We start from the raw sequence: 25,343 nt of genomic DNA, 5'->3' as shown, positions 1-25,343 counted from the left end.
GTCAGGTGGCGTGCCGTCCACGTTGGAGATCCCAGATCGTCACGATGTTGTTGCGGGTCACGGCGGCGAGCCGGAGCCCGTCGGGGCTGAACGCGACGGCCTGGACCTCGTCTGGGTGCCCGCTGAGAACGGCCACCTGCTCGCCGTCGGTGTCCCAGAGGCGGACGGTGCCGTCGCTGCCCGCCGAGGCGACACGTGTTCCGTCCGGGCTGATCTTCAGGTCTTTGACCTGTGCCGCGAAACCGCTGAACGGGGCGTCCTCCAGATCGTGGAGCACGATGGTTCCGTTGAAGCCGGCCGAGGCGAGCATCGCCCCGTCCCGGCTCAGTGCGACGGACACCGTTTCGGTGCGGCCGCGGTCCTGAAAGGTCTGCAGGGACTCGCGGCGTCGCACATCCCACATCGTGATCGCGCCGTTCTCGTCGGCCACGGCGAGCCTGTTGTCGGTGGGCGCGGAGATGGTCCATGCGTAGCGGCCGGCAAGCGGTAACGGCGGAAGGCGGACCGGCTGGCCGGTGGCAAGGTCCCACAGGTACACCCCGCGGTCGTCGGCGGAACCCGCGAGGACATAGCCCGAGGGACCGAAGGCGACCGAGAAGACATGCTGGGCGGACAGTCTGGCGAACACGGTGCCGGTCGCCACACGCCAAGCGGCCGGGTGCTCCACCCCGTCGCTGGAGACAAGGATCGCGCCGTCGTGGCTGAACGTGAGGGATCTGACCGGACTCCGGTGCTCGCGGAGCACTGTGCGAGTTGTGGTCCGCAGATCGTAGAGGGCGATGTCGCCGGCACGGCCGGCATTCGCGTCGGCCCCGGGGCCGCCCGTGAGACCGACGGCGAGCTTGGTCCCGTCCGGGCTGAAGGCCATGCCCGACCCGAGGCTGTTCTCGGTCAACCGGGTCTTCTGTTGGCGCGTCGCGACGTCCCAGATGATGATGGACTTGTCGATCCCGACGGAGGCGAGCAGCCTTCCGTGGTCCGCGAAGGCCAGGTCGGAGGTCCGACCGGTGTGACCGGAGAGGATGGCGATCCGCTCGCCACGTGCGGGGTCCCACAACCCGACGGTGCCGTCACCGGCCGCGGAGGCCAACAGGGAATGGTCCGGGTTGAACGCGACCGTGTAGATGGAGGGCCCGCCGACGTTGAGTTCGGTGCGGCGGGGCGCGACCGCCGCGCTCAGCACGCTGCCCTGGGTCTCGGTGTTGGAGTTGAGGTGATCGGCCTCGACGGCCAGCAGGCCGGCCAGATCGGGATCGGTGGCGAGCAGGGATCGGGCTTGCAGCGACAGTTCGCCGGAGAGCGCGGCAACCTGCTGTCGGCGGGCGTCCTGGCGTTGTCGTACCGCGACGGCGCCGCCCAGCAGGGCGAGTACGAGAAGGGTGGATATGCCTGCGACGAGATGCTTGAACAGGCGGGCCTGACGTCGGCCGGCGTTCTGCTCGGACTCGGCGAGAGCGGAGCTGGCGTGCAGGAAGGAGCTTTCGAGTTCGTTGAGCTCCTCCGGACCGTCCTCGGCCAGGGCCTGCGCGCCCAGGAGTTGGGTTCCCCGGTACAGGGCCCCGGTATCACGGTCGAGCGTCATCCAGGTGTGCGCGGCTTCGGTGAGAGGCCGGTGGATCAGCAGGTTCGCCCGATCATCGGTCAGCCATCGGTGCAGCCGCGGCCAGGCCCGGATGAGCGCCTCATGGGCCACCTCCACAGTGCCGTCGCCCATGACCACCAGACGGGATTCGGCCAGCTGGTCCAGAACTCGGGCGGTGACCGCCTCATCGGCGATGCCGTCGAGTTCGGTACGCATGATGGGCCGCCGGGTGTCCTCGGTACCGTCGCCCAGTGCGGTGAGCCGCAGGAAGACCCGGCGAGCTGCTTGTCGCTCGGCTGCCCCGAAGTCGCCATAGGCCCGCTCGGCGGTCTGGGCGATCGCCCCGCGCACGCCGCCGCTCGCCTGATAGGCCGACAGAGTGAGGGTTTCCCCGCTTCGTCGTTGCCATGTCTCGAGGAGCGCGTGCGAGACGAGCGGCAAAGCGCCCGGCTCGTCGGCGGCATCGGCGAGCACCGTACTTACCAGGTCGGCTTCGACGCCCATGCCGACCTGGGCGGCGGGCCGAATGATGATCTCCCGCAGGTCGGTGACGCCCACCGGCCGCACCAGGAGGTGCGCCTCGTCCTCCAGCGCGACGGCTAGGTCCGGATATTGCATGAGGTGGGCGAGGAAGTCGGCGCGTACCCCGAGTACCACAGTGGTGCGGCGGTCGGCCCCCTGCGCGGCGTCCAGCAGCGCCTCGATGAACCGGCGGCGTTCCGCCTTGTCGGGGCAGAGTGTGAACACCTCCTCGAACTGATCCACCACCAGCAGCGCGCGGGTCTGCGGGGGGCCGCCTGCCAGTGCGCTCCGCACCGCGATGTCGAGCGCGGCGGCATCCGCCGCCAGCTCCTTCCGGATCTCTGGGGCGTCCTGGCCGGTCAACTTGGCGATCTCGGCGGCCAACGCCTCCAGCGGGTGTTCGGTCGGCGTCAACAACATCGTCTGCCACCGCTGGGCGAGCCCACGGTCGGCGGTGATGGCTCCCAGCAGACCGGCCCGCAGCAACGAGGACTTGCCGCTTCCGGAAGCCCCGACGACCGCGGTCAGGCACCGCCGATCGGCCCGTGCCAGCAGCCGCTCGACAAGCTCCGTACGGCCGAAGAACAGCTCCGCCTGCTCGGGCTGGAATGCCGTCAGCCCCTGATACGGGCAGCGTTGCGCGATGGTCTCGGCGGTGCTGGAGGCGACCGCCGCTTCGGCGATGGCCGACCACCGTGCCCGCCATTCGGCCGGGTCGCCGCCGCAGGCCTGAACGTACGCGAGCGTCACCTCCAGCGTCGGCAGCCGGTCACCCTTCGCCGCGTCCGCCAACGTGCTTGCCGAGTAGTGCGCGCGCCGAGCCAGGAGCCGATAGCTCGGGTTGCCCGCGTGCTCCCGCAACTGTCGTAGCTGCCACGCCAACCGTTGCACCGGGCCCGCCGCCGGGTCCACTGGCTTCTCCGGACGGCCCAATACCCACCTCCGCATACTGGGCCGCAACTCTGGCCGCGCGACCATGGCGAGCTTCGGCACGGGCGCCCATCGGATCGGGCCAGAAGAAGTATCCAGTTGTGGCGATGCGGTTGCGGCCCGGGGCTCGGTCCGCGCCGCCAGGCAGCAGGTAACGACCGTCCCATTGGAGCGGGGGAACACGCGGTTGGGCCTGGCGTTGCGCTACCGTCAAGCCGCGCCCCGGCGTCGATCAGTCCGCGTCCGCCGGCCGTCGACGGCCCGCAGGACCCCACCAATCCAAGGAGACCCGATGCCGGAGCCTGAGCCCGCCCAGGACGCCGACGCGGCGGCAGCCGACACCTCAACCACGGCCGAGACCGAGGGTGAGACCGATCCGCCCGCCGTTCCCGCGAATCGGGCTGCCCGACGCGCGAAGGGCAAGGTCGCCTCACCTCAACCATTCGGAAAGGGTCAGAACCCCACTGGCCGGGGCTCGGTCCAGAGCCCTCGCCAGTGGGGTAACCGCCGTAGCGGTTGATCCGCGACAGGCACCCTGTCACCGCACCCATGATCAGCGCGGTGGGTCGGCATCATGCCGATGCCGGTCGTGAGCGCCGTGGCGTCCCCGCCGCGGCGCTCACGACCTTGTGCGCATCCGGGTGCTCGCCCCGGCGCGGCGCGGGCGGCGATCGCTTCGACCCGTCCGCGCCTCCGCGCCGGTCCAGGACCGGTGTCGCTCGTGGTGCGGGCCAAGCCGACCGGGCAGAGTGGAATCCGGCAGCCGGCGTCCGTCGGCTTTGTCGGCGACCACGGGTACGGTTTCGGTGCTCGGCACGTTTGGGCATCGGCGACCCGTCGTCGGGGCGGGAGCGGTCAGCCCGGTGGCGACGGACCGTGGGAGGGAGCGACGGTGGCGCAGCGGAGAGCACTGGTGGTTCGGGGCGGTTGGGAGGGGCACCAGCCGGTCAAGGCGACGGAGTTGTTCCTCCCCTTCCTCGAACGTAGCGGCTATGCCGTACGGGTCGAGGAGTCGACGGAGATCTACGCCGACACCGCCGAGATGGCCGAGACCGACCTCGTCGTGCAGTGCATGACGATGTCGCAGATCACCGCGGACCAGGTGGCGGGCCTCAGCGCGGCGGTCATCGCCGGCACGGGCTTCACCGGCTGGCACGGCGGCGTCGTCGACTCGTTCCGCGCGTCAGCCGAATACCTGCACCTGGTGGGCGGCCAGTTCGCGACCCACCCGGGCCTCGAGCCGTGTGAGCGTCACGGTGGCCCGGAGGACAACTTCCTGCCGCACACGGTGCGCGTCACCGACCTCGGCCGAGAGCACCCGATCACTGCGGGCATCGAGGACTTCGACCTGGTCACCGAACAGTACTGGGTGCTGCACGATGACCTGATCGACGTACTGGCCGTGACCACCCACCCGACGCAGGCGTGGCATCCGTGGCATCGACCGGTCACCTCACCGGCCATCTGGACCCGACAGTGGGGTGCCGGGCGCGTCGTCGTGACGACCCCGGGGCACAGCCTCGACGTGCTGGAGCACGCGGATGTCCGTACCGTGATCGAGAGGGGGATGGTGTGGGCGACCCGCACCGCGTCGGCGTCATAGGTCTCGGGGTCATCTCCCGCGCGTACCTGGACACCCTCGCGGACCACCCTGAGATCGACATCGTCGCGGTGGCCGACCTCGACGCCTCCCGGTCGGCCGAGGTCGCGGCCACGATTGCTGGAGCCGAGGCGATGAGCGTCGAGCGGCTGCTCGCCCGCCCGGACGTGCAGACCGTGCTCAACCTGACCATCCCCGCAGCCCATGCCCACATCTCGCTGGACACGATCGACGCTGGCAAGAACGTCTATGTGGAGAAGCCGCTCGCCGTGACGTTCCCGGACGGCCGCTCGATCATCGAACGGGCCGCTTCGGCCGGCGTCCGCGTCGGGTGCGCGCCGGACACCGTCCTGGGTACGGGCACACAGACGGCGCGGGCGGCGATCGACGGCGGGCTCATCGGCCGCCCGATGTCCGCGTCGGCCGTCATGGTCACTCCGGGGCACGAGCGCTGGCATCCCAATCCCGACTTCTACTACGCCCCGGGCGGCGGCCCGATGCTGGACATGGGGCCCTACTACATCTCGGCGCTCATCCATCTGCTCGGGCCGGTCCGGTCGGTGACCGGCGCCGCCAGCCGCCTGCGCGCCGAGCGCGTCATCGGCTCGGGCCCCCGCACCGGCCAGCGGATCCCGGTGGGGGTGGACACCCACCTCACCGGCGTGCTCGAGCACACGAACGGTGCGCTCTCCACCATCACGACGAGCTTCGACGGCGTCCGGACGACGGCCGCACCGATCGAGGTGCACGGCGAGGCCGGCACGCTCGCCGTGCCCGACCCGAACTACTTCGACGGTGAGGTCCGCGTCTTCGCGCTCGGCGACACCGACTGGCGCGCTCTCGAACCGCAGGCCGGTTACGCCAAGGCTTCCCGGGGCATCGGCCTGATCGACCTGGTCAGGGCCGACGATCGGCGTGCCCCGCGCGCTGACGGCGAGGTCGCACTGCACGTACTCGAAACCATGACCAGCCTGCTGCGGTCGGCGGCCGAAGGCCAGCGGATCGAGCTGACGACGACGGCACAGCGGCCCGTGCCGGTTCCGCTCACTCCGCTGGAGGACTGGAAGGCGTACGACGCAAGGACACGCTGAAGAGGGCCAGCCCGAAATGGGTTCGTGGTCATCGTGGAAGGCCGAAGTGGTGGGCGAGCGAGGCGCGCAGCGTGGCGGCGTCCCCGGCCGACCAGGCGATGAAGCAGTCGGGGCGTACGAGCAACGCGGCCGCTGTCGTGCCCTCCAGTGAGCCGGTGACCACGTCGACCCGGTCTCGCCATGGTGCGGCGATTCCGGCGTAGGCACCCGTGGAGTCCAGCAGCAGCGGCCGGGCGGTGCGGGTCAGCTCGGCGAGGCGTGTCGCACCGTGCTCGGTGTGCACGACCACGTCGGGCGCGCAGCGGCCGGCCAGAGGGTCGGCGGGATCGGCGGGGTAGCGGATGTCCGCACCGGACATCAGCGCCGCGATGTGCCCGGTCACCTCCGGCTTGCGCAGCAGTTCGGCAAAGAGTTCCCGCAAGCCGCTGATCTCGTCGCCGGGGCCGATGAGCGCCGACTGCGCCTGGGTGGACATGACGACCCGTTCGGCGACGGGGCGACGCTCGCTCTCGTAGGTGTCGAGCAGGCCCTTCGGCGCCCAGCCGCGCACCGCGGCGGCGAGCTTCCAACCCAGGTTGACCGCGTCCTGTAGGCCCAGGTTGAGGCCGGGGCCGCCCATCGCGGGGTGCACGTGCGCGGCGTCGCCAACCAGCAGCACCCGGTCGGCGCGGTAGCGGGCGGCGATGCGGGTGTTGCCTCCGGTCAAGCGCCGCAGCAGGCCGGGGCCGCCGGGCGCGCCGAAAGGGATGTCGGCACCGAGCACCCGGGCGACGCTGGCGCGGAGTTCCGCCAGGCTCATCGGGGCTTCGTCGTTCGTTGGCGGGTCGGGCCACTCCGTCGTGCTCAGGATCGCCGGTCGGCCGGGGAACGGGGCCCAGGCGATCAGGCCCCGCACAGTGCGGGTGTGCTGGAACGGCGGGACGACACCGTAGCCGGGGACGCGCAGGCCGCCCGTCTCAGGGTCGAGGGACGACGCAGGCACGGTCACCGTCGCGGTGCGGGAGATCGACCGGTCGTTGGTGACACCGGGGAAGTCGATACCGGCGAGGCGGCGCACCACGCTGCGGCCGCCGTCGGCACCAACGACGAAGCGACTGGTGAGCTGCGTACCGTCGGCGAGGTGGACCTCGACCCCGTCGGGGCGTTGGCGGAGGTCGACGACCTCGTGGCCGCGGCGCAGGCCGACTCCGAGCTCGGCGGCTCGGACGGCGAGACCGGCCTCGAGCTGGGCTTGCGGCACTCCGAGCACGTAGTGCGGGTTCTCCGCGAGCATTGTGAGATCCAGCGGGAACGCGCCGAAGGTGAAGGCCGGTTGAGGGGCCGGCGGGGTGCTCTCACCGCTGAGCCGCGCGTAGAGGCCGCGTCGGTCGAGCAGGCGGACGACCTGTCCCACGAGGCCGTTGGCGCGGGGCTCGCCGGTGGGCGCGGCGTGGCGTTCGAGGACGACGGGGTGCACGCCGGCGAGGGCCAGTTCGCAGGCGAGCATGAGGCCGTTGGGGCCGGCTCCGACGATGGCGACATCGATCATGGTCGTGATCCCTTCGGGGTGTGCGTCATCGCCACGGCAGGCGCGGCACGCGGCCGGCCCGCCGCGCGACTGTGATGCGGCTGGAGACGTGGGTGAGGTGGTGCCTGCGTGAGGGCGGAGCTTCAGCGGGGTGGGGCCGGAAGGCCGGCGGCGACCTGGGTGAAGGCGTCGGTGATGAGGCGTTCGATCGGGGCGGGTGGGTCGGCGCTGTCGAGATAGTGCTGCATGGCGACGACGACGGCGGCGCTGGCGGCGGCCGCGACGAGCCTCGGATACATGTCGGAGGCGAGGTCGGTGCCGGTGCGCTCGGCGACCGCCGCGGCAAGCTCGGCCTCGGCGAGGGCGGTGGCGCGCAGCCGCTCGCCCTGTAGTGCGGGCTCGGCGAGCATGGTGCGTACGCCGGCCACCCACCGGGCGTGGTCGGGGGAGGGCATCGCCTCGACCTCGGGGCCGCGCGTGAACTGATCCAGCGCGGCCTGGGTGAGCGCCACCCAGAGTGGCTCGTCGGCGGGACGTTCGCGCAGCGCGGCGGCGGTGCGCAGGCTGCGGTCGAGGTGGCGGGAGGCGATCGCCTCGGCCTTGCTGGAGAAGTAGTTGTTGAAGGTACGCGGGGAGACACCGGCAGCCTCGGCGATGTCCTCGACGCGGACGTTGTCGTAGCCACGCTCCGCGGTGAGGTGGATCGCAGCCCAACCAAGCGCCGCCCGCGTCTCGGCCTTCTTGCGCTCCCGCAGCCCCGTCATGCCGCCACGCTAGCACCAATTGCGTGACACGCAAATATGCGTGCCACGCAAAAATTGACGGACTGTGGGTTCGGCAGCGTGAGGTGACCGCGTCGACAGGCGGGAGGGCCGGCCTGCGCCGACAATGGGGGAGTGGCACCCGCCTTCGTCCTGCACCACCACCGCAAACCACGACCGCACTTCGACCTGCGGCTTGAGGAAGATGGTGTGCTGCGCTCGTGGGCGGTGCCTCGCGGTCTACCGGACAGCCCCAGCGACAACCGGCTCGCGATCGCCGTGCCCGACCACGACCTCGCTCACCTCACGTACGAGGACGTCGACAAGTCGATCGCCGACATCGGCACCTGGGAGGAGCATGATCGCACCGACCGCCGGATGCTGTTCACGTTGCACGGCCGCACCGGTCGCCGGCGATACGCGCTCATCCGCACCGGCGAGGGGTGGCTGCTCCACCTGACGAAGGAGCAGCTCCCGGACGATCGCGGACGGTAGTGCGGTAGGCGGCTACGACGGTCAGCGAGACGCGGGCACAGGCCCTAGCATCGCGGCATGGCGACGCGGCTTGTGCAGATCAACATGAAGGCTCGGAACGACTCCGCGCTGGGCGGTTTCTGGGCGCAGGCGCTCGGCTGGGAAATCTCCAGTGAGGGACCCGGCGTGACCAACCTCGAACCCGAGGGCTTCGTCTACCCCGACCCGGTCGCTGTCTGTATCGACCTGATCGTCTCGTCTGAGCCCAAGACGGTGAAGAACCGCGTGCACGTGGACCTCGCCACCACCTCGGCGGCCCACCAGGCGCAGGTGGTCGCCCGTCTGACGGAGCTCGGCGCGACCGCCACCGACGTGGGCCAGGGTGACGTGCCGTGGACGGTCATGGCCGACCCGGAGGGCAACGAGTTCTGCGTGCTGGAGCCCAGGGCGGTCTACCGGGACACGGGACCGATCGCCGCCGTGGTGGTCGACTGCGCCGACCCGCGAGCCATGGGCCGGTTCTGGAGCGAGGCCACGGATTGGACCCTGCACGAGGTGAACGATCAGGGTGCGAGACTGCGCTCCGCCAAGGGTGTCGGCCCCTACCTGGAGTTCGTCCGAACCCCAGACGTCAAGAGCGGGTGGAACCGCGTCCACCTCGACGTCCGTCCGTACCCCGGTGACGACCCGGAGGTCGAGGCGGCCCGGCTGCGGAGTCTCGGCGCGACCCCCATCGAGCTGGGGCAGGACGTCCCGTGGCGGGTGCTCGCCGACCCGGAGGGCAACGAGTTCTGCCTCCTCACCCCGAGCTGACAACCGGTAAACAGTGAGCATCATTGAACGTTGGCATTAGGGCAACGCCACTCTATGGTTGGGGCATGCCGCCGGTGACCTTCCGCTCGCCCGCCGCCACTGACGTGGTGGTGGGCGCTGCTGTGCGCGTGCCGACGGCCACACGCCCCGAGGCCGACATGCGGGTGCCGGTTGTCCGCGCGCCGCACACCGTGTCCGCGCACACAACGTCGAGCCCGATGCGAACCGGCCGAGGCCCACCTGCGGAGTCGTTGCATACCCAGAACGACCGCCAGGGCGAAGCTATCCAAGCTTCGGCCCTTTTTGTTTTTCCCACCCGTTTTCCCTGGAAGGCAGATCATGAGCGTCGATCATCATCGTCCTACTCTCGACCAGAGTTGGCTGGCTGACCTACGAGCGTCCCTGGCGGACGACTTCGCCACCCAGACAGCTCGGCTGCGGGAACTGACCGAGCTCAACGCGGACACCGGCGACCCCGGCGAGGCCCACAACCAGGCCGCCCTGCTGGTGGCCACCCGCCAGAACATCGAGCAGATCACCGGTGCGCTGAACCGGATCAGCGACGGCACCTACGGCGCCTGCCAGAGGTGCGGCCGGAGCATCCCGGCCGAGCGGCTCGAAATCCTCCCGCACGCCCGCTTCTGCGTGCCGTGCCAGGAGAAGCAGAGCAGGTGACGTCGGGTGGCTGCCGTGCCGCCGGCACGGCAGCCACACAGGCGCGAGGGTCGACCTTTCACTCAGTGAAAGCTCTGGTTCCTGGGAGGAGGCGCCGCACGGGACGATCCGGATCCATCGACGTCCGTCTGCGTGGAGGTCCGGTCGCATGGTGTTCGCGCGTAACCAGTGGTATGTGGCGGCCTACGGCAGTGAGGTGGGGCGGAACCTGCTCGCCCGCACGGTGCTCGGTGAGCCGATGGTGCTGTACCGCACCGGTGCCGGGAAGGCGGTGGCGCTCGCCGACCGGTGCGTGCACCGGCGCTTTCCACTGTCGGAGAGCCGGCTCGACGGCGACACCATCGTCTGCGGTTATCACGGCTTCACCTACGACCCGACCGGCGCGTGTGTCTTCGTACCCGGGCAACAGCGCATCCCGCGAACCGCGCGGGTGGTCTCGTTCCCACTGGTGGAACAGGACTCCTTCATCTGGGTCTGGATCGGCGACCTGGACCGGGCCGACCCGGCCGCGATTCCCCGCGCGCCGTGGCTCGCCGACCCCCGCTACGCCGTGGTGCGGGGCATGGTGCCACTGAACGCGCGGTACGGCCTGCTGGTGGACAACCTCCTGGACCTGTCCCACGAGACCTACCTGCACGGCAGTTACATCGGCACTCCGGAGGTGGCGAACACCCCGATCACCACCGAGGTGGACGAGGACCGGGGGATCGTCTACGTCAGCCGGCACATGGACGACGCCGAGTGCCCGCCGTTCTACGCGCGCTCGACCGGGATCCAGGGCCGGATCACCCGGTGGCAGGACATCGAGTTCCACCCGCCCTGCCTCTACCTCCTGCACAGCCGGATCGCGCCGCAGGGTGTCTATCCGCCCGCCGAGGGCGAGGACCGCGAAGCGTTCCACGCCGAGATCGTGTACGCCATCACCCCGTCGACCGAGCACACCACCTACGACTTCTGGGCCGTGGCGCGCGACTTCGCGATCGACGACGAGTCGGTCAGCGAGTACCTGCACCACAGCAACCACACAGTGGTCATGCAGGACGTGACAGCTCTCAACATCCTGGAGCAGGTGATCGCGACCGAGCCGGACCGGTATCAGGAGCTGAGCATCAACATCGACACCGGCGGCCTGGCCGCCCGGCGGCTGCTGGCCCGGATGGTCGGGTCGGGGACGGTGGGAGCGGCGCGGTGAGTTCCCGAGCAGGCACCCTCAGTGGGGACCGGGTCTACCGGATCCACTGGGTGCCGGGCACCGACACGCTGCGCGGGATCTGTCACTGTGGGGCCGAGCGCCTCGCCGAGGAGCCGGTCGAGTTGTGGGAGTGGCTGCTCGCCCACCCGCAGGGGCACCAGGGCGTCGCCGTGCCGGTGCCCGGGCGGCCGAGGCGGCTGGCGATGCGCGAGTGACAGGGGACGTTCTGACCGGTGCGGAGCTGGTGGTTGCCGGCCGGGAAGAGGTGGCCGCCGAGGTCGTGGCCATCTGTCTGCGCCGCGCGGACGGCGGTGACCTGCCCGGGTGGACGCCGGGCGCGCACATCGACCTGGAGTTGAGCGCCGGGCTGGCCCGCCAGTACTCCCTCTGCGGCGACCCGGTGAACCGCTCCGTGCTGCGGATCGCGGTGCGGCGCGAACCCAACGGACGTGGCGGCTCCCGACTGGTGCACGAGCGGCTCACTGTCGGCGCGACCGTCCGGGTGAGCGGACCGCGCAACACCTTCCCGTTGGTCGCGGCGCGGCGCTACCTTTTCGTCGCCGGTGGCATCGGTATCACCCCCATCGCACCGATGGTCGCCGCCGCCGACGCCGCGGGCGCCGACTGGCGGTTGGTGTACGGGGGCCGCAGCCGTGCCAGCATGGCCTTCGCCACCACCCTGCGGGAGAGGTACGGCGACCGGGTCAGCCTGCACCCGCAGGACGAGACCGGGTTGCTCGACCTGGTCGGGTTGCTGGGCCGCCCCGGCACCGGACTCGTCTACTGCTGCGGGCCGGAAGCGCTGATCAGCGCGGTGGAGGAGCACTGCCGGCGCTGGCCACCCGGCTGCCTGCACGTCGAGCGTTTCACCCCCCTGGGCGACACCGGGGCGCCGGAGACGACGATCGAGGTCGAACTCGCGCTCTCCGGGCGGACGGTGATCGTCCCGCCGGGCACACCGATCCTGCAGGCGGTGGAGGAAGCCGGCGTGCCGGTCCTCTCGTCCTGCCGGGAGGGCACCTGCGGCACCTGCGAGACCCCGGTGCTCGACGGCGTGCCGGAGCATCGCGACAGCCTGCTCACCGAGCAGGAGCGGGCCGCCGGGGACACCATGATGATCTGCGTCTCCCGGGCCATTACGCCCCGACTCGTGCTGGAGCTGTGACCGCCCGGCGCGGGCGGGGATGATGACGGGGTGCGCGCAGAGCCGGGACGGTCGGTGACGAGCAAGGTGTTGGCGCTGCTCGACGCGTTCAGCCCGGCCACCCCGGCGTTGACATTGAGCGAGATGGCCCGCCGCACCGGGCTGCCCCTGCCCACCGTGCACCGGCGGGCCGCCGAACTTCTCGCGTGGGGTGCGCTGGAACGTGGCGACGACGGGCGGTACCGGATCGGTCTGCGGCTGTGGGAGGTGGGCTCGCTCGCCCCGAGGGGCGTGGGGTTGCGGGAGCTGGCCCTGCCGGTCATGGAGGACCTGTACGAGGTGACCCACGAGAACGTCCAACTCGCCGTGCGGCAGGACCTCGAACTCGTCTTCATCGAACGGATCGCCGGGCGCCACGCGGTGCCGGTGCTCACCCGGGTGGGGGGTCGTTTCGCGCTGCACGCGACCGGCGTCGGGCTGGTCCTGCTCGCCCACGCGCCCGCCGAGGTTCAGGAGCAGGTGCTGGCCGCGCCGCTGGAGCGGTACACCGACATGACCATCACCAACCCGAGGCGGCTGCGTAGCTGCCTCGCGGAGGTGCGCCGGATCGGGTACGCGGTCAGCGACCGCCAGGTCACGATGGATGCCCTCTCGGTGGCCGCACCGATCCGCGTACCGGAGGGTGTGGTGGCGGCGATCTCGCTGGTTGTCGCCCACGACCGGGCGGACCCGGTGGCGTTGGCCCCGCTGGTCCAGGCTGCCGGCCGGGTGGTCTCCCGGGCGCTGAGCAACTCCGTCTGATGTAGACATACTGCAAATCGTTGACGCCCGATCAAAATCTGCATTACGTTGCCCGTGCGCGTGTCACTCCCCACCTTCGTGCGCGGATCGGCATCGACGAAAGGGAGCACCCATGTCACTGGACAGCAAGGTTGCCATCGTCACCGGAGCCGGGCGGGGCCTCGGCCTGGCCTACGCCCAGGAGCTGGCGCGGCGGGGCGCCTCGATAGTGGTCAACGACGTCGACGCCGGAGCTGCCGCCGACGCGGTGGCGGCGATCCAGTCATCCGGCGGTCGGGCCGTCGCGGTGGTGGCACCGGTCGGCCCGACCGAGACCGCCAAGGAGCTCGTCAGCACGGCGGTCGAGCACTTCGGACGGCTGGACATCCTCGTCACCAACGCGGGCGTCCTGCGTGACACGGTGCTGTGGAAGATGAGCGACGACGACTTCGACACCGTCATCAACGTGCACCTGCGCGGCACGTTCACCACGGTGCGCGAGGCGGTGCAGCACATGCGGCAGGCCGGCGAGGGCGGCCGGATCATCTGCGTCGGGTCACCCACCGGGCAGCGGGGTACCTTCGGCCAGACCAACTACGCGGCCGCCAAGGCGGGCATCGTCGGCATGGTCCGTACCTGGGCACTCGAGCTCAAGCGGGCCGGCATCACCGCCAACACCGTTGTTCCGGTCGCCGCGACCGCGATGACCGCCACCGTCCCCTACTTCGCTGCGGCGGTACGGGCCGAGGCGAACGGCGAGCCGATGCCCGCGTTCTTCCGACACGGCCTGGGGTTCGGCACGGCGGACGACGCGGCCGGGCTCGTCGCGTTCCTCGGCTCCGACGCGGCGGCCTCGGTGACCGGGCAGGTGATCGGTGTGGGAGGGGACCGCCTCCAGATCTGGACCCATCCGGAGGCGGCTCTGACCGCGCACCGCGAGGGCGGCTGGACGTACGAGGCGCTCGTGGACGCCTGGCCGACGACGTTCGTCGGCGCCGAGCAGAGCGTCGGCGAACGCTTCCCGGACCTCCCCGAGGAGTTCGAGCCCGCGACGTCCTGACCCGCCCCGACGAAGGTTGGCCCCATGTACCAGCCCGCGATCGACATCGACACCGTCACGGCGATCGACATGCACGTGCACATCGAGGTCGACGACCACGGTCACACCTCACTGCCCGAACCGCTCGTGGCGGCGGCGTCGGCGTACTTCAAGACGGACGGCCCACGGCCGGCGGTCGGCGCGGTGGCCCAGTACTACCGCGAGCGGAGCATGGCGGCCGTCGTCTTCACAGTGGACGCGCGTACCCAACTGAAGCACCCACCACTGTCGAGCGCCGACATCGCCCGTGCCGCGGCAGAGCACGCCGACGTGCTGATCCCGTTCGGGTCGGTCGACCCGCGCACAGGCGAGGCCGCCCTCGACCTCGCCGCCCGACTGATCGAGGAGGAAGGCGTACGAGGCTTCAAGTTCCACCCCACAGTGCAGGGCTTCGACCCCAGCCACGACGAGTACGCGCCGATGTGGGGCCTGCTTGGGCGGGCCGGCGTCCCGGCGCTCTTCCACACCGGGCAGACCGGCATCGGCGCCGGCACCCCGGGCGGTTACGGCCTGCGCCTCGGCCTGTCGAATCCGATCCTGCTCGACCCGATCGCGGCCGACTTCCCCGACCTTCAGATCATCATGGCCCACCCGTCGGTGCCCTGGCAGGACGAGGCGTTGTCGGTGGCCACGCACAAGCACAACACCTGGATCGACCTGTCCGGCTGGAGCCCGAAGTACTTCCCGGCCGAGTTGGTGCGTCACGCCAACTCGGTGCTGAAGCGACGGGTGCTCTTCGGCACCGACTACCCCCTGCTCACCCCCGACCGGTGGCTGCGCGACGTGCAAGCGACCGATCTCAAGCCGGATGTGCTCCCGGGCATCCTCAAGGACAACGCGGCCCGCCTGCTGGGCCTTGCCCGGTGACGACGAGAGGAAGCGCCATGACGACGACCATCACCTACGAGCGGCTGGGCGACCTCGCGGGCACCGATCTTGGCCACACCGGGTACCGTACTGTCACCCAGGACCAGGTCGACCTGTTCGCGGACGCGACGGACGACCACCAGTGGATCCACGTCGACCCCGAACGGGCGAGGACCGGGCCGTTCGGCGCGCCGATCGCGCACGGCTTCCTCACCCTCTCCCTGGCCGTTCCGTTCTGGACCGAGCTGCTTGAGGTCAAGGGCGTGACCACGAAGGTCAACTACGGCCTCGACAAGGTGCGCTTCCCCGCGCCGGTCGTGATCGGGGCGCGGGTACGCATGCGGGCCACAGTCGTCGAGGTCGTCGAGGTGCGCGGCGGCTACCAGATCGCCGTCGACCAGACGATCGAGATCGAGGGCGGCGCCAAGCCGGCGGTCGTCGCGCGAGGGCTGTACCGCTTCTACGCCTGAGGCCCGGGGGCATCCGACGAGCCGGGCGAGCACACCACCTCCACCCCCGGGAGAATGCTGATGCAGCAGCACGGAATTGGCGCCTGGGTGGCCAAGCGCCGGCTGAAGTCCCCGGACCAGGTCGCGATCATCCACGGCGACCGGCCCCCCATGACGTACGGACAGTTCGCCGACGCCGCGGACCGGATCGCGGCGGTGCTGCGGGAGCGAGGCGTCGGTAGGGGTGACTGCGTCGCCTACCTGGGCGAGAACAGCCCCGAACTCCTCCTGGTGATGTTCGGGGCGGCGCAGGTCGGGGCCGTCTTCGTGCCGATCAACACCCGGCTCGCCGCACCCGAGATCGTGGCCGTCCTCGCCGACTGCGGCGCGCGGGTGCTGATCCACGACCCGGACTTCGCGGCGCTGGTGGCCTCCGCCGCGCCGACCGCCCGGACCCCGTACGTCATCGTCAACGGTGAGGGCACCGCGGACCGGCACGGGCTTGCCCGCCTGGCGCGGGCCGCCGTCTCCCCGTTCACCGGTCGGGTCGACTCCACCCACGAGGACCCGGCGGCGATCGTCTACACCTCGGGCGCGACCGGCCGGGCCAAGGGTGCCGTGCTGACCCACGGCAACCTCACCTGGGTGGCGCTCAACTGTGTGGTCGACTACGACGTCGTCTCCACTGACGTCGCGCTCATGATCTCGCCGCTGTTCCATGTCGCGTCGCTCGGGATGGGTGCCCTGCCCGTCATCCTCAAGGGCGCCACGATGGTGATCGAGAAGGGCTTCGAGCCGGGCCGCGCGCTCGCGCAGATCGAGCGTCACGGGGTGACAATGCTCAGCGGCGTGCCGACCACCTACCAGCTCATGGCCGACCATCCCGCCTGGGCGTCGACCGACCTGTCCACGCTGACGAAGCTCACCTGCGGAGGTTCGGCCGTGCCGGCCCGCATCCTCAACGCGTACGAGGCGCGGGGCCTGTCGTTCTCGCAGGGTTACGGCATGACCGAGGCCGCGCCGGGCGCGACAGCGTTGCCGCCGACGATGACCCGCGTCAAGCAGGGCAGTGTCGGTCTGCCGCACTTCTTCACCGATGTGCGGATCACCGACGCGGCCGGGGCGGTGGTGCCCACCGGCGCTGTCGGTGAGATCGAGGTGGCCGGGCCCAACGTCTTCCCCGGCTATCACGGCCTTGCGGAGGCGACCGCCGAGGCGTTCACGGCCGACGGGTGGTTCCGCTCCGGCGACCTCGGACACCTGGACGCCGACGGCTACCTCTACATCTCCGGCCGACTCAAGGACATGATCATCTCGGGGGGCGAGAACATCTACCCGCTCGAACTCGAGCAGCTGCTCACCGAGGTCGACGGGGTGACCTCGGCGGCGGTCATCGGCGTGCCGGACGAGCGTTGGGGTGAGGTGCCCTGGGCAATCGTGACCGTACGGGAGGGGGCGTCGGTGGACACCACCACCGTCCGGGCGTGCCTGGACGGCAGAATCGCCCGCTACAAGCTCCCGAAGAACGTGGTCATCGTGGATGAGCTGCCGCGGACGGCGTCGGGGAAGGTGCGGAAGGCCGATCTGAGGACCCGATTCGGCTCCTAGCAGTGGGCCGGGCCGCGACGAGTTCGGCGAACTCCGCCGCTGACGCCTCGGCCAGCTTCTCGTGCGTCCGACGGTAGGTCTCCACCGATCTCGTGGCGGGCCATTCGTCGTCCATGAACTCGGCCGGCAGCCTCGGGTCGGTGCGCAGCAGCGCGAGCCAGTCCGCCACCAGCATCGTCCGTACGGTGAGGGCGCTCGGTGCCATCGCCGTCGCGGACGGGTCGTCCCACACGTCGATGAAGGCCAGGTGGGCGCGCCGGATCGCCTCGATGTCCCACGCGGCGCGTACGCTCTCGCCGATCGGGAACCCGGCGAGTTCGCGGGCGTGAAAGGCGACCACCGTATTGGGCGCGAGGTCCTGCCGCAGCGGCTCCAACGAGCCGGCGAGGTCGACCTCGCCGGGCGCGAGCCAGAGCCCGTCCCGGATCGGCGCGAAGCCCTCCCAGATGAGAGTTGAGCGCAGTCGGTGCCGCAGCATCCGCTGGCCCTCCGGGATCGAGAAGGTGACAAGGGTCCACCCGTTGCCCTGTGGGTCGAACGGCCGCGGCCCGCGAACGCGGTACGTCGCCTCGCGCAACACCGCGACCCCGTGCTCGGTCAGGGAGAACAGCGTCTCCCGGCCGCTCCTGCTGCGGGCGAGGATGCCGCTGTGCACGAGTCGGTCCAGGGTCGCGCGGGTGGCCGGCGCGGCGACGTCGGCGCCCTCCAGCACGTTGATCAGGACGCTCGCCCGGATCGGTCCCGTGTCACCGTCGACGACGTGCTCCCCGAAGAAGGCGAGCAACAACTGCTTCGGCTGACGACTACCCACAGCCCTTCCCTTCGGCGAACTCGTTGGTTGGCCGCCGATCACCGCGCGGATCGCGGGGCCACGGCCTGCCCGCGCTTGGCCCGCTGGATCTGGTCGTAGACGTGCGTCCGCAGTTCCGTGAAACGGGGCAGAGCGCGGGTCGTGATCTGATCGCGCTCCGGCGGCAGGTCGATCGCGAGGTCCTCCTGGACCCAGGTCGGCGACGTGGACAATACTAGAACCCGCTGACCGAGATACACCGACTCGTCGATGTCGTGGGTGACGAAGACAACCGAGATGGTCCGGCTGGCGTGCAGCTCGCGGACCAGGTCCTCCAGGTCGGCCCGGGTCTGCGCGTCCACGGCGGCGAACGGTTCGTCCATGATCAGGACGTCGGGCTGGTAGGCGATGGCCCGCGCGATCGCCACGCGCTGTTGCATCCCCCCGGAGAGCTGCCACGGGTGGCTCAGCGCGGCGTGCCCGAGACCCACCGCCTCAAGAGCGTCGACGACAAGCTTGTTTCGGGCATCGCGGTTGAGCCTCTTGTGCCGCAGTGGAAGCTCGACGTTTCCGCGCACCGTCAGCCAGGGGTAGAGGCTACGGCCGTACTCCTGGAACACGACTGCCATGGCCGGGCTGGGTCCGGTCACCGCGGAGCCGTCCATCTCGACCAGGCCGCTGGTGGGCCGCAGCAGGCCGGCGAGGCATTTCAGCAGGGTGGTCTTGCCGCAACCGGACGGCCCGACGATGCAGACGAGCTCACCGGCGTCCATCGTGAAGCTGATGTCCCCGATCGCCTCGACGTTGCCCGTGGTGGACTCGTAGACCTTCCGCAGGTGCTCCACCAGCAGCAGACTGCTCCGATCAGGCACGGTTGACCTCCCTGACTCCGTGGTACCAGCGCAGAACGCGCTGTTCGACGAGACCGAAAGCTACGGCGAGGAGAACGCCGACGAGACCGAGGAGGACGATGCCGCTCCACATCTCGGCGATCAGGTAGTTGCGCTGGAAGTAGGCGATCCGGTAGCCGAGGCCGGAGGAGGAGGCGAACATCTCGGAGATGACCATCAGGATCAGCGCGACCGAGAGGGCCTGACGAACCCCGGCCATGATCCGTGGGCTGGCAGCGGGGAGTACGAGGAACCGGAGCCGCTCCCACCAGGAGACCTGGAACGACTCCGCGGTCTCCTTCATGACGCTGTCGGTCCCCCGGACACCCTCGATCGTGTTCAACAGGATCGGCCAGACCGCGCCGGAGACGATCACGGCCACCTTCATGGTGTCGGTGATTCCGAGCAGGAGCATCACCACCGGGATCAGCACCGGTGGTGGGATGGCCCGGAGGAACTCCAGCAGTGGTTCGAGGAGTTCCCGCAGCCAGGGGGTCAGCCCGATGACGGTGCCGGCGCCGATGCCGAGCACGATCGACGCGGCGACACCGAGGCCGAGGCGGGCGAGGCTCGGCAGCACGTCCTCGACGAAGGCCGGACCGACCCAGGTCTCCCGAAAGGCTCTGGCGATCGTCAACGGGTCGGGGAAGAACCGGTTCGTCGCCCTCGTCGCCGCCAGGCCCCAGACCACCAGCAGCATCGTCGGCAGGCCCAGTGGGTAGAGGATGCCCGCCGCGATCCGGGTTCCGACCGTCCGGCTGCGTGCCGTGGTGGCGATCCGCCCGGGGTACGTGGTCACAGCGCCTCCTCTCCTCGTACGGACTGGTGCCAGGACAGCACCCGACGCTCGATGAACCGGAAGACGATGTTCACCATGAGCCCGAGCAGGCCGGTGACCACGACCAGCGCGTACAGGCCGGCGGCGTCTCCGGCGGACCGGGACAGCTCGATCATGCGCCCGAGACCGGGGTTGCCGATCACCATCTCCGCGGTGATGGCGAGGATGAGCGCGACCGCCGCCGCGAGCCGCAGGCCGGTCATGAGGTACGGCAGGGTGGTCGGCAGGACGAGGTGCGACAACTGTTCCCGCCGACTCAGACCGAAACTGCGGGCGGTGTCGCGGGCCACCGAGTCGACGTCGGCGACGCCGTAGATGACCTGCACGAACACCTGCCAGAACGACGCGTAGATGATGATGACGAGGGCGGCCTGCCGCTGGATGCCGAACATCAGCACGGCGAGCGGGATGAGGGCGACCGACGGGATCGGGCGGAGGAACTCGACGATCGTGTGGGTCGCGCGCCGCAGGAAGGGCACCAACCCGACGACCGTGCCGAGGACGACGGCGGCGACCGTCGCCACCGTCAGGCCGATCGCCCAGGACGTCATGGTGCTGCCCAACCGCCGCCAGAACGCGAGGTCGACGAGTTGCTCGACAAGCCGCGCCAGCACGTCGGTCACGTACGGCAGGTAGAGCGGGTTGATCAGGCCCAGCGTAGGGATCAGCTGCCAGACGACGAGGAACGCGGTCAGGCCGACGACGCCCAGCATCGCTTTGCGTAACGCGCGTAGGCGTCGGGTGGGAAACACGCGCATGTCACTCCCGTCGTCAGGCGGGCGACGAGGCCCTCCCCACTCCGGGGGCGGGGAGGGCGGGATCGCGCCGGCTACTGCTGCTGGATGAGACGGTCGAGGTTGGGTTGCCTGTCGAGCACCTTGTACTTCTGCGCGAGCTCGGCGAGCGTCTGGAGGCTCGACCGATCGACCTCCCAACCGAATGCCGGCAGCCGCACCGACTCGGCCACCGGTGGGGGCAGCTCAAGGTTGTCCTTGATGGCCTGCCGAAGCGCCGCCTCGTTGGCGGGGGCCTTGGCCCACTCCAACGTCTTCTTCATCGCCGCCGTGAAGTCCTCGACCAGCTTGGCGTCCTTCTCCGTGCGTTTCCTGGTGGTGATGGTGGTGAGCGTGGTCAGGCCGGGCACCACCGCCTGGTAGGGGGCGACGATGAAGGTGTCCCCGCGGGTCTTCAACTGGGTGACGAAGGGCTCCGGCACCCAGGCGGCGTCGATGTTGCCGGATTCGAGTTGGGCCGGGGCGTCCGGAAAGGCGACCTCGACGAACTTGATCCTCGAAGGGTCGCCACCGTCCTTCTCGACCGCCGCCATGATCGTCACGTCGCCGGCGGCGCCCAGGCTGTTGACCGAGACCCGCTTGCCCGCGAGGTCGGCCGGCCGCTTGATGCCTGACTTCGCCGAGGCCACCACGGCGTTGATGTCGTCGCCGTCGGCGTACGAGGAGGCGTAGTTGCCGATGATGACGACGCCGAGATCCCGCAGGTCGGCCCGGAACGGCCCGAAGGGCTGGCCGATGGCGAAGTCGATGTCGCCGTTCAGGAGCGCGGGAATGGCCTGCGCGCCGCCCTGGGCGGGCAGCACCTCGACCTGGAGGCCGCGCTCGGCGAAGACACCGGCCTTGATGCCGCCCCAGAGCGCGGCGGTCTCGGTGATGGGCAGCGCCGCGACCCGGACCTTGCGCAGGTCGCCCGAGGTCTGTTCGGACGGGTTGGACGCGTCGGAGTCGGTACATCCGGTGAGGGCGACCGCGGTGACGGCGATCAGCCCGAGAGCCATGACCTTCTTCATGGACGAGGCCCTTCCTGGGCGGGGGTGGTGGGTGCCTCGGATGTGCAGGTGACCAACGGTGGCGCGGGGGCGCACTTCGCTGTGTTGGCCATGGTCAGTCACCCCGGCATTGAAAGTCAATAATTTCTGACGCCCGTCAGAAATAAGTTGAACAACGCTCTGCTGTGGTGCCGTCCCGCACGCTCGCGTTCAGACCTCGGGCAGGCCCACGTAGTTCTCGGACAGGCTTGCGGCGTACGCCTCGGAGGTGGCGACGTACCTCAGCGTGGCGGTCTGGAGCTTCGTCTCGTACGGGTCGTCGCGCTCCAGCCGGTGCAGCATTGAGGTCATCCACCAGGAGAAGTGCTGGGCTCGCCAGACCCGGCGTAACGCCGTGGCCGAGTATGCCTCCAGCAGATCGGTGCTGCCTCGGTCGTACCAGCCGGCGAAGGCGTCCCCCAGCAGCGCGACGTCAGCGAGCGCGAGGTTCATGCCCTTCGCGCCGGTGGGTGGGACGATGTGCACGGCGTCCCCGGCCAGGAACAGCCGCTCCCACCGCATCGGCTCGACAACGAAACTGCGCATCGGGGTGATGGACTTCTCCAGGATCGGTCCCTCGTTGAGCGACCACCCCGGCACCGTCTCCAACCGTGCCCGCAGCTCCGTCCAGATCCGCTCGTCCGGCCACGCGGCGATGTCCTCGTCGGGCGCGACCTGTAGGTACAGCCGAGAGATCTCGGGGGAGCGCATGCTGTAGAGGGCGAAGCCACGCTCGTGGTTGGCGTAGATGAGTTCGTCCACCGCCGGCGGTGCGGCGGCGAGGACGCCCAACCAGGCAAACGGGTACACCCGCTCGTAGGTGGTCAGCACCCCTTCGGGCACCGCGCCGCGGCTCACCCCGTGGAACCCGTCGCAGCCCGCCACGAAGTCGCAGCGCAGCTCCTGGACCTGCCCGTCGCGTCGAAAGTGGATGACCGGGGAGTCCGAGTCCAGCCGGTCCAGGCGCACCGCCTCAGTCTCGAAGAGGATCGAGCCACCGGCCGCGAGCCGGGCGGCGATCAGGTCCTTGACCACCTCCTGTTGCCCGTAGACGGTGATCGCCCGCCCGGTCAGGTCTGCCATCGGCACCCGGTGCGACTCCCCGGCGAAGCGCAGCTCGATGCCCTCGTGGCGCAGTCCCTCCCGTCGCAGCCGCTCGCCGACGCCGTTGCGGCAGAGCAGGTCGACCGAGCCCTGTTCGAGGACGCCCGCCCGGAGCCGGTGCTCGACGTGGTCCCGGCTGCGGCTCTCCAGCACCACGGACTCGATTCCGCGCAGGTGCAACAGGTGCGACAGCATGAGCCCCGCCGGCCCGGCGCCGACGATGCCGACCTGGGTACGCATTCCCGGCATGCCCGATCCTTCCGGTGTCAGAACGGGTACCGCGTGATGGCGCCGCGCACGGTGAGCCACTGGGTCTCGGTGAACGCCTCGACGTTCGCCGCGGGCCCGCCGAACCGGGAGCCGGTACCGGACGCTCCCACCCCACCGAACGGCGCCACCGCCTCGTCGTTCACCGTCTGATCGTTGATGTGCACGATCCCGCTGGGGATCCGGTCGGCGAGGGCCATCGCCCTCATCACGTCACGGCTCAGGATGCCCAGCGACAGGCCGTACTCGGTCTGGCGGGCCAACTCGACGGCCTCGTCCTGGTCGGCAAAGGTGATCACCGGGGCGACCGGGCCGAAAACCTCCTGGGCGTACGCCGGGGTCGCGGAGGTGACGTCGGTGAGCACCGTCGGCCGGTAGAACAGTCCCTCGTACGTGCCCCCGGCGGCCAGCCGGGCACCCGCGTCGACGCTCGCGGTGACCAGTGCGTGGATCTTGTCGCGCTGGTGCTCGTCGATGATCGGCCCGAGCGCCACCTGCTCCTTTGCCGGGTCGCCGACCGGCAGGTGGTTCGCCTTCTCCGCCAGCCGCTCGACGTAGCGCTCGGACAGACTTTCGTGGACCAGGTGCCGGCCGGTGGTCATGCAGATCTGACCCTGGTGCAGGAAGGACCCCCACGCGCCGGCGGAGACAGCGAGGTCCAGATCGGCGTCGTCGAGCACGATCAGCGCCGAGTTGCCACCGAGTTCGAGGTGCGAACGTTTGAGGTGGCGTGCCGCCGCCTCACCGACCTTGCGGCCGGCAGCGGTCGAGCCGGTGAAGCTGATCACCCGTACGTTCGGGTCGGCCACCAGCGCCTCACCGGCCTCCACCCCGCCGGGAAGGACGTGCAGCAACCCTTCGGGCAGGCCGGCCTCCTCGAAGACCCGGGCGATCGCGACGCCACCGCAGACGGCGGTGCGCGGATCGGGCTTGAGCACCACGGCGTTGCCCAGCGTCAGGGCCGGGGCCACCGAACGGGTGGCCAGGATGAGCGGGAAGTTGAACGGCGCGATGACCCCGACGACGCCGACGGGCAACCGGCGGGCCAGGCTGAGCCGCGGTTGCGCGCTCGGGATGATCTCGCCCAGCGGGTGCGAGGCCAGCGCCGACGCCTCGTAGCACTCCTGCGCGGCGGCGGCGATCTCGACGCTGGCCTTGGTTGGGATGGACCCGGACTCCCGCACGATCCAGTCGCCGATCTCGGCGGCGTACCGCTCGAACAGCTGCCCGGCCCGGCGCAGCACCGCGGCCCGCACGGCGTAGCCGGTGGCGGCCCAGGCGCGTTGGGCGGTGGCGGCGCGGGCGCAGGCGCGCGTCACGTCCTCGGCGTTCGCCACGCCGACCTGGCCGATCTCCTCTCCGGTGGCGGGGGATCGCACGGGTGCCGTCCCGCCGGCGGGTTTCACCCAGCCGTCGCTGTGCAGGGTGCCCTGCCAGGTCGTGGCGTCCAGCAGTGTCATGGCGGTCCTCCTCGGAGGTGTTCGCGTACCGAACGGCCGTTCTCTGCTTGAACGTTGGCACGTGGCCCGGCTCGCGTCAACGCATCGGCCGACGTGACTGCCGAACACAGTGGACGACGCCGGCCGGGGCCCGGCCGACCTGTCGTTGACGGATGTCGTCCTCCGTCGTACGTTCGATATGAGTACGGCAGTCCGCATGGCGAACAGCCGGCGGCAGCGCGGTTTTCGCAGGATGCGGGGAGGCCCATGGCGAAGCTCGTCTCGCTTGCCGACGGCGTGGCCCACCTGGTCCGCGACGGTGACGTGGTGGCCCTGGAAGGGTTCACGCACCTCATCCCGTTCGCCGCGGGTCACGAGATGATCCGCCAGGGACGGCAAAAGCTGACCCTCGTGCGGATGACCCCCGACGTCATCTACGACCAGCTCATCGGCGCGGGTTGCGCCAGCCGCCTGGTCTTCTCCTGGGGCGGCAACCCGGGCGTCGGATCGCTGCACCGCTTCCGGGACGCCGTGCAGCACGCCTGGCCGCGTCCGCTCGAGCTGGAGGAGCACAGTCACGCGGGCATGGCGAACCGGTACGTCGCCGGGGCGTCCGGGCTGCCGCTCGCCGTCCTGCGCGGCTACACCGGCACCGACCTGCCCGGGCACACAACGAACATCCGGCCCATCACCTGCCCCTTCACCGGCGAGACGCTCACCGCCGTCCCCGCCCTGCGTCCCGACGTGACTGTGGTGCACGCCCAGCGCGCCGACCGTGACGGCAACGTGCAGATGTGGGGCATCACCGGGGTGCAGAAGGAAGCGGTGCTCGCCGCCCACCGGTCACTGGTCACCGTCGAGGAGATCGTGGACGAGTTGGAACCCGTACCCGGGCAGGTGGTCCTTCCTGGCTGGGCGGTCACCGCGGTGGCCGAGGTGCCCGGCGGCGCGCACCCCTCCTACGCCCACGGCTACTCGGTGCGGGACAACGACTTCTACCGGGACTGGGACGCCGTCAGCCGGCACCGCGACACCTTCCGCGCCTGGCTGGACGAGCACGTGCACACGGCCGGGGCGGCGGCATGAGTCAGCGCGGCGA

The 25,343-nt window shown here is 70.4% G+C and carries 24 protein-coding genes; 14 read left to right on the top strand and 10 right to left on the bottom strand.

The annotated features are described in order from the left end of the window. Position 1: 1 nt before the first annotated feature. Positions 2-3,016: a helix-turn-helix domain-containing protein gene (locus ACGF3C_RS21630; protein WP_393224587.1), complete on the bottom strand. Its 3,015-nt coding sequence runs from the start codon at positions 3,014-3,016 to the stop codon at positions 2-4. 910 nt (positions 3,017-3,926) lie between these two features. Between ACGF3C_RS21630 and ACGF3C_RS21625 the strand changes: the two genes are divergently transcribed. Together ACGF3C_RS21625 and ACGF3C_RS21620 are read left to right on the top strand one after the other, a co-directional pair. Further along, a complete protein-coding gene (locus ACGF3C_RS21625) occupies positions 3,927-4,637 on the top strand; it encodes a ThuA domain-containing protein (protein ID WP_393224584.1) in 711 nt (236 codons plus the stop codon). Further along, complete coding sequence (locus ACGF3C_RS21620) at positions 4,607-5,725, top strand: Gfo/Idh/MocA family oxidoreductase (protein WP_357230234.1); 1,119 nt, start codon at positions 4,607-4,609, stop codon at positions 5,723-5,725. The genes ACGF3C_RS21625 and ACGF3C_RS21620 overlap by 31 nt, the downstream gene beginning before the upstream one ends. Before the next feature lie 28 nt (positions 5,726-5,753). On the opposite strand, the gene ACGF3C_RS21615 is transcribed toward ACGF3C_RS21620, so the two are convergent. Both ACGF3C_RS21615 and ACGF3C_RS21610 read right to left on the bottom strand, forming a co-directional pair. Next, positions 5,754-7,253 (bottom strand): FAD-dependent monooxygenase, encoded by a 1,500-nt coding sequence (locus ACGF3C_RS21615; RefSeq protein ID WP_393224581.1) that lies wholly within the window; start codon positions 7,251-7,253, stop codon positions 5,754-5,756. Between the two features lie 122 nt (positions 7,254-7,375). Beyond that, positions 7,376-7,996: a helix-turn-helix domain-containing protein gene (locus ACGF3C_RS21610; protein ID WP_355006335.1), complete on the bottom strand. Its 621-nt coding sequence runs from the start codon at positions 7,994-7,996 to the stop codon at positions 7,376-7,378. Between the two features lie 132 nt (positions 7,997-8,128). On the opposite strand from ACGF3C_RS21610, the gene ACGF3C_RS21605 reads away from it, so the two are divergent. From ACGF3C_RS21605 to ACGF3C_RS21555, 11 genes are all read left to right on the top strand, one after another. Then, entirely contained in the window at positions 8,129-8,488 is a 360-nt protein-coding gene (locus ACGF3C_RS21605) for a DNA polymerase ligase N-terminal domain-containing protein (RefSeq protein ID WP_124860959.1), read from the top strand. 57 nt (positions 8,489-8,545) lie between these two features. Then, on the top strand, positions 8,546-9,280 hold the full coding sequence (locus tag ACGF3C_RS21600) for a VOC family protein (RefSeq protein ID WP_393224577.1): 735 nt from the start codon (positions 8,546-8,548) through the stop codon (positions 9,278-9,280). A 339-nt stretch (positions 9,281-9,619) separates the two neighbouring features. Continuing rightward, positions 9,620-9,955 carry a TraR/DksA C4-type zinc finger protein gene (locus tag ACGF3C_RS21595; protein ID WP_357230243.1) on the top strand — a complete coding sequence of 112 codons (336 nt, stop codon included), beginning with the start codon at positions 9,620-9,622 and terminating at the stop codon, positions 9,953-9,955. A gap of 148 nt (positions 9,956-10,103) precedes the next feature. Next, the gene (locus ACGF3C_RS21590; RefSeq protein WP_357230245.1) at positions 10,104-11,147 is read left to right on the top strand and encodes an aromatic ring-hydroxylating dioxygenase subunit alpha; all 1,044 of its coding nucleotides are present in this window, start codon (positions 10,104-10,106) and stop codon (positions 11,145-11,147) included. Further along, a complete protein-coding gene (locus ACGF3C_RS21585) occupies positions 11,144-11,362 on the top strand; it encodes a hypothetical protein (RefSeq protein WP_357230247.1) in 219 nt (72 codons plus the stop codon). Before ACGF3C_RS21590 ends, ACGF3C_RS21585 begins: the two co-directional genes overlap by 4 nt. Next, on the top strand, positions 11,359-12,312 hold the full coding sequence (locus tag ACGF3C_RS21580; RefSeq protein WP_357230249.1) for a PDR/VanB family oxidoreductase: 954 nt from the start codon (positions 11,359-11,361) through the stop codon (positions 12,310-12,312). Before ACGF3C_RS21585 ends, ACGF3C_RS21580 begins: the two co-directional genes overlap by 4 nt. Positions 12,313-12,342: 30 nt before the next feature. Beyond that, positions 12,343-13,092 carry an IclR family transcriptional regulator gene (locus tag ACGF3C_RS21575; protein ID WP_393224572.1) on the top strand — a complete coding sequence of 250 codons (750 nt, stop codon included), beginning with the start codon at positions 12,343-12,345 and terminating at the stop codon, positions 13,090-13,092. 112 nt (positions 13,093-13,204) lie between these two features. Beyond that, complete coding sequence (locus tag ACGF3C_RS21570; RefSeq protein ID WP_357229417.1) at positions 13,205-14,131, top strand: SDR family NAD(P)-dependent oxidoreductase; 927 nt, start codon at positions 13,205-13,207, stop codon at positions 14,129-14,131. Between the two features lie 24 nt (positions 14,132-14,155). Next, the gene (locus tag ACGF3C_RS21565; protein WP_393224569.1) at positions 14,156-15,037 is read left to right on the top strand and encodes an amidohydrolase family protein; all 882 of its coding nucleotides are present in this window, start codon (positions 14,156-14,158) and stop codon (positions 15,035-15,037) included. Between the two features lie 17 nt (positions 15,038-15,054). After that, positions 15,055-15,507, top strand: coding sequence for a MaoC family dehydratase (locus ACGF3C_RS21560; RefSeq protein ID WP_357229412.1), 453 nt, complete (start codon positions 15,055-15,057; stop codon positions 15,505-15,507). Positions 15,508-15,567: 60 nt separating this feature from the next. Further along, on the top strand, positions 15,568-17,094 hold the full coding sequence (locus tag ACGF3C_RS21555; protein ID WP_393224566.1) for a long-chain fatty acid--CoA ligase: 1,527 nt from the start codon (positions 15,568-15,570) through the stop codon (positions 17,092-17,094). Here ACGF3C_RS21555 and ACGF3C_RS21550 read toward each other — a convergent pair. From ACGF3C_RS21550 to ACGF3C_RS21520, 7 genes are all read right to left on the bottom strand, one after another. Beyond that, positions 17,018-17,905: a PaaX family transcriptional regulator C-terminal domain-containing protein gene (locus tag ACGF3C_RS21550; protein WP_393224563.1), complete on the bottom strand. Its 888-nt coding sequence runs from the start codon at positions 17,903-17,905 to the stop codon at positions 17,018-17,020. The genes ACGF3C_RS21555 and ACGF3C_RS21550 overlap by 77 nt on opposite strands. A 38-nt stretch (positions 17,906-17,943) precedes the next feature. After that, on the bottom strand, positions 17,944-18,756 hold the full coding sequence (locus ACGF3C_RS21545) for an ABC transporter ATP-binding protein (protein WP_355006322.1): 813 nt from the start codon (positions 18,754-18,756) through the stop codon (positions 17,944-17,946). Beyond that, complete coding sequence (locus ACGF3C_RS21540; protein ID WP_393224560.1) at positions 18,749-19,573, bottom strand: ABC transporter permease; 825 nt, start codon at positions 19,571-19,573, stop codon at positions 18,749-18,751. Before ACGF3C_RS21540 ends, ACGF3C_RS21545 begins: the two co-directional genes overlap by 8 nt. Then, positions 19,570-20,370, bottom strand: a complete 801-nt coding sequence (locus ACGF3C_RS21535) for an ABC transporter permease (protein WP_357229399.1) — start codon at positions 20,368-20,370, stop codon at positions 19,570-19,572. Before ACGF3C_RS21535 ends, ACGF3C_RS21540 begins: the two co-directional genes overlap by 4 nt. 71 nt (positions 20,371-20,441) lie before the next feature. After that, positions 20,442-21,416, bottom strand: a complete 975-nt coding sequence (locus tag ACGF3C_RS21530) for an ABC transporter substrate-binding protein (RefSeq protein ID WP_393224557.1) — start codon at positions 21,414-21,416, stop codon at positions 20,442-20,444. A 189-nt stretch (positions 21,417-21,605) separates the two neighbouring features. Beyond that, on the bottom strand, positions 21,606-22,787 hold the full coding sequence (gene pobA / locus ACGF3C_RS21525) for a 4-hydroxybenzoate 3-monooxygenase (RefSeq protein WP_393224554.1): 1,182 nt from the start codon (positions 22,785-22,787) through the stop codon (positions 21,606-21,608). 17 nt (positions 22,788-22,804) lie between these two features. Further along, on the bottom strand, positions 22,805-24,265 hold the full coding sequence (locus ACGF3C_RS21520; RefSeq protein ID WP_393224551.1) for a benzaldehyde dehydrogenase: 1,461 nt from the start codon (positions 24,263-24,265) through the stop codon (positions 22,805-22,807). A gap of 246 nt (positions 24,266-24,511) precedes the next feature. Here ACGF3C_RS21520 and ACGF3C_RS21515 point away from each other — a divergent pair, with 246 nt between their 5' ends. After that, positions 24,512-25,330, top strand: a complete 819-nt coding sequence (locus tag ACGF3C_RS21515; RefSeq protein ID WP_393224548.1) for a CoA transferase subunit A — start codon at positions 24,512-24,514, stop codon at positions 25,328-25,330. The last annotated feature ends 13 nt before the right edge of the window (positions 25,331-25,343 follow it).

This window comes from Micromonospora sp. NPDC047762, from assembly GCF_043204655.1.
Taxonomy (GTDB): Bacteria; Actinomycetota; Actinomycetes; order Mycobacteriales; family Micromonosporaceae; genus Micromonospora.
The sequence above is the reverse complement of the archived record's forward strand: the minus strand, read 5'-3'. Positions and strand labels throughout refer to the sequence as shown.

Excerpts from the sequence above, each read along its gene's own strand:
- ACGF3C_RS21615 (WP_393224581.1), bottom strand. The coding sequence starts at position 7,253 with ATGATCGATGTCGCCATCGTCGGAGCCGGCCCCAACGGCCTCATGCTC.
- ACGF3C_RS21610 (WP_355006335.1), bottom strand. The coding sequence starts at position 7,996 with ATGACGGGGCTGCGGGAGCGCAAGAAGGCCGAGACGCGGGCGGCGCTT.
- ACGF3C_RS21600 (WP_393224577.1), top strand. The coding sequence starts at position 8,546 with ATGGCGACGCGGCTTGTGCAGATCAACATGAAGGCTCGGAACGACTCC.
- ACGF3C_RS21595 (WP_357230243.1), top strand. The coding sequence starts at position 9,620 with ATGAGCGTCGATCATCATCGTCCTACTCTCGACCAGAGTTGGCTGGCT.
- ACGF3C_RS21590 (WP_357230245.1), top strand. The coding sequence starts at position 10,104 with ATGGTGTTCGCGCGTAACCAGTGGTATGTGGCGGCCTACGGCAGTGAG.
- ACGF3C_RS21570 (WP_357229417.1), top strand. The coding sequence starts at position 13,205 with ATGTCACTGGACAGCAAGGTTGCCATCGTCACCGGAGCCGGGCGGGGC.
- ACGF3C_RS21565 (WP_393224569.1), top strand. The coding sequence starts at position 14,156 with ATGTACCAGCCCGCGATCGACATCGACACCGTCACGGCGATCGACATG.
- ACGF3C_RS21560 (WP_357229412.1), top strand. The coding sequence starts at position 15,055 with ATGACGACGACCATCACCTACGAGCGGCTGGGCGACCTCGCGGGCACC.
- ACGF3C_RS21555 (WP_393224566.1), top strand. The coding sequence starts at position 15,568 with ATGCAGCAGCACGGAATTGGCGCCTGGGTGGCCAAGCGCCGGCTGAAG.
- ACGF3C_RS21535 (WP_357229399.1), bottom strand. The coding sequence starts at position 20,370 with ATGCGCGTGTTTCCCACCCGACGCCTACGCGCGTTACGCAAAGCGATG.
- ACGF3C_RS21530 (WP_393224557.1), bottom strand. The coding sequence starts at position 21,416 with ATGAAGAAGGTCATGGCTCTCGGGCTGATCGCCGTCACCGCGGTCGCC.
- pobA (WP_393224554.1), bottom strand. The coding sequence starts at position 22,787 with ATGCCGGGAATGCGTACCCAGGTCGGCATCGTCGGCGCCGGGCCGGCG.
- ACGF3C_RS21520 (WP_393224551.1), bottom strand. The coding sequence starts at position 24,265 with ATGACACTGCTGGACGCCACGACCTGGCAGGGCACCCTGCACAGCGAC.
- ACGF3C_RS21515 (WP_393224548.1), top strand. The coding sequence starts at position 24,512 with ATGGCGAAGCTCGTCTCGCTTGCCGACGGCGTGGCCCACCTGGTCCGC.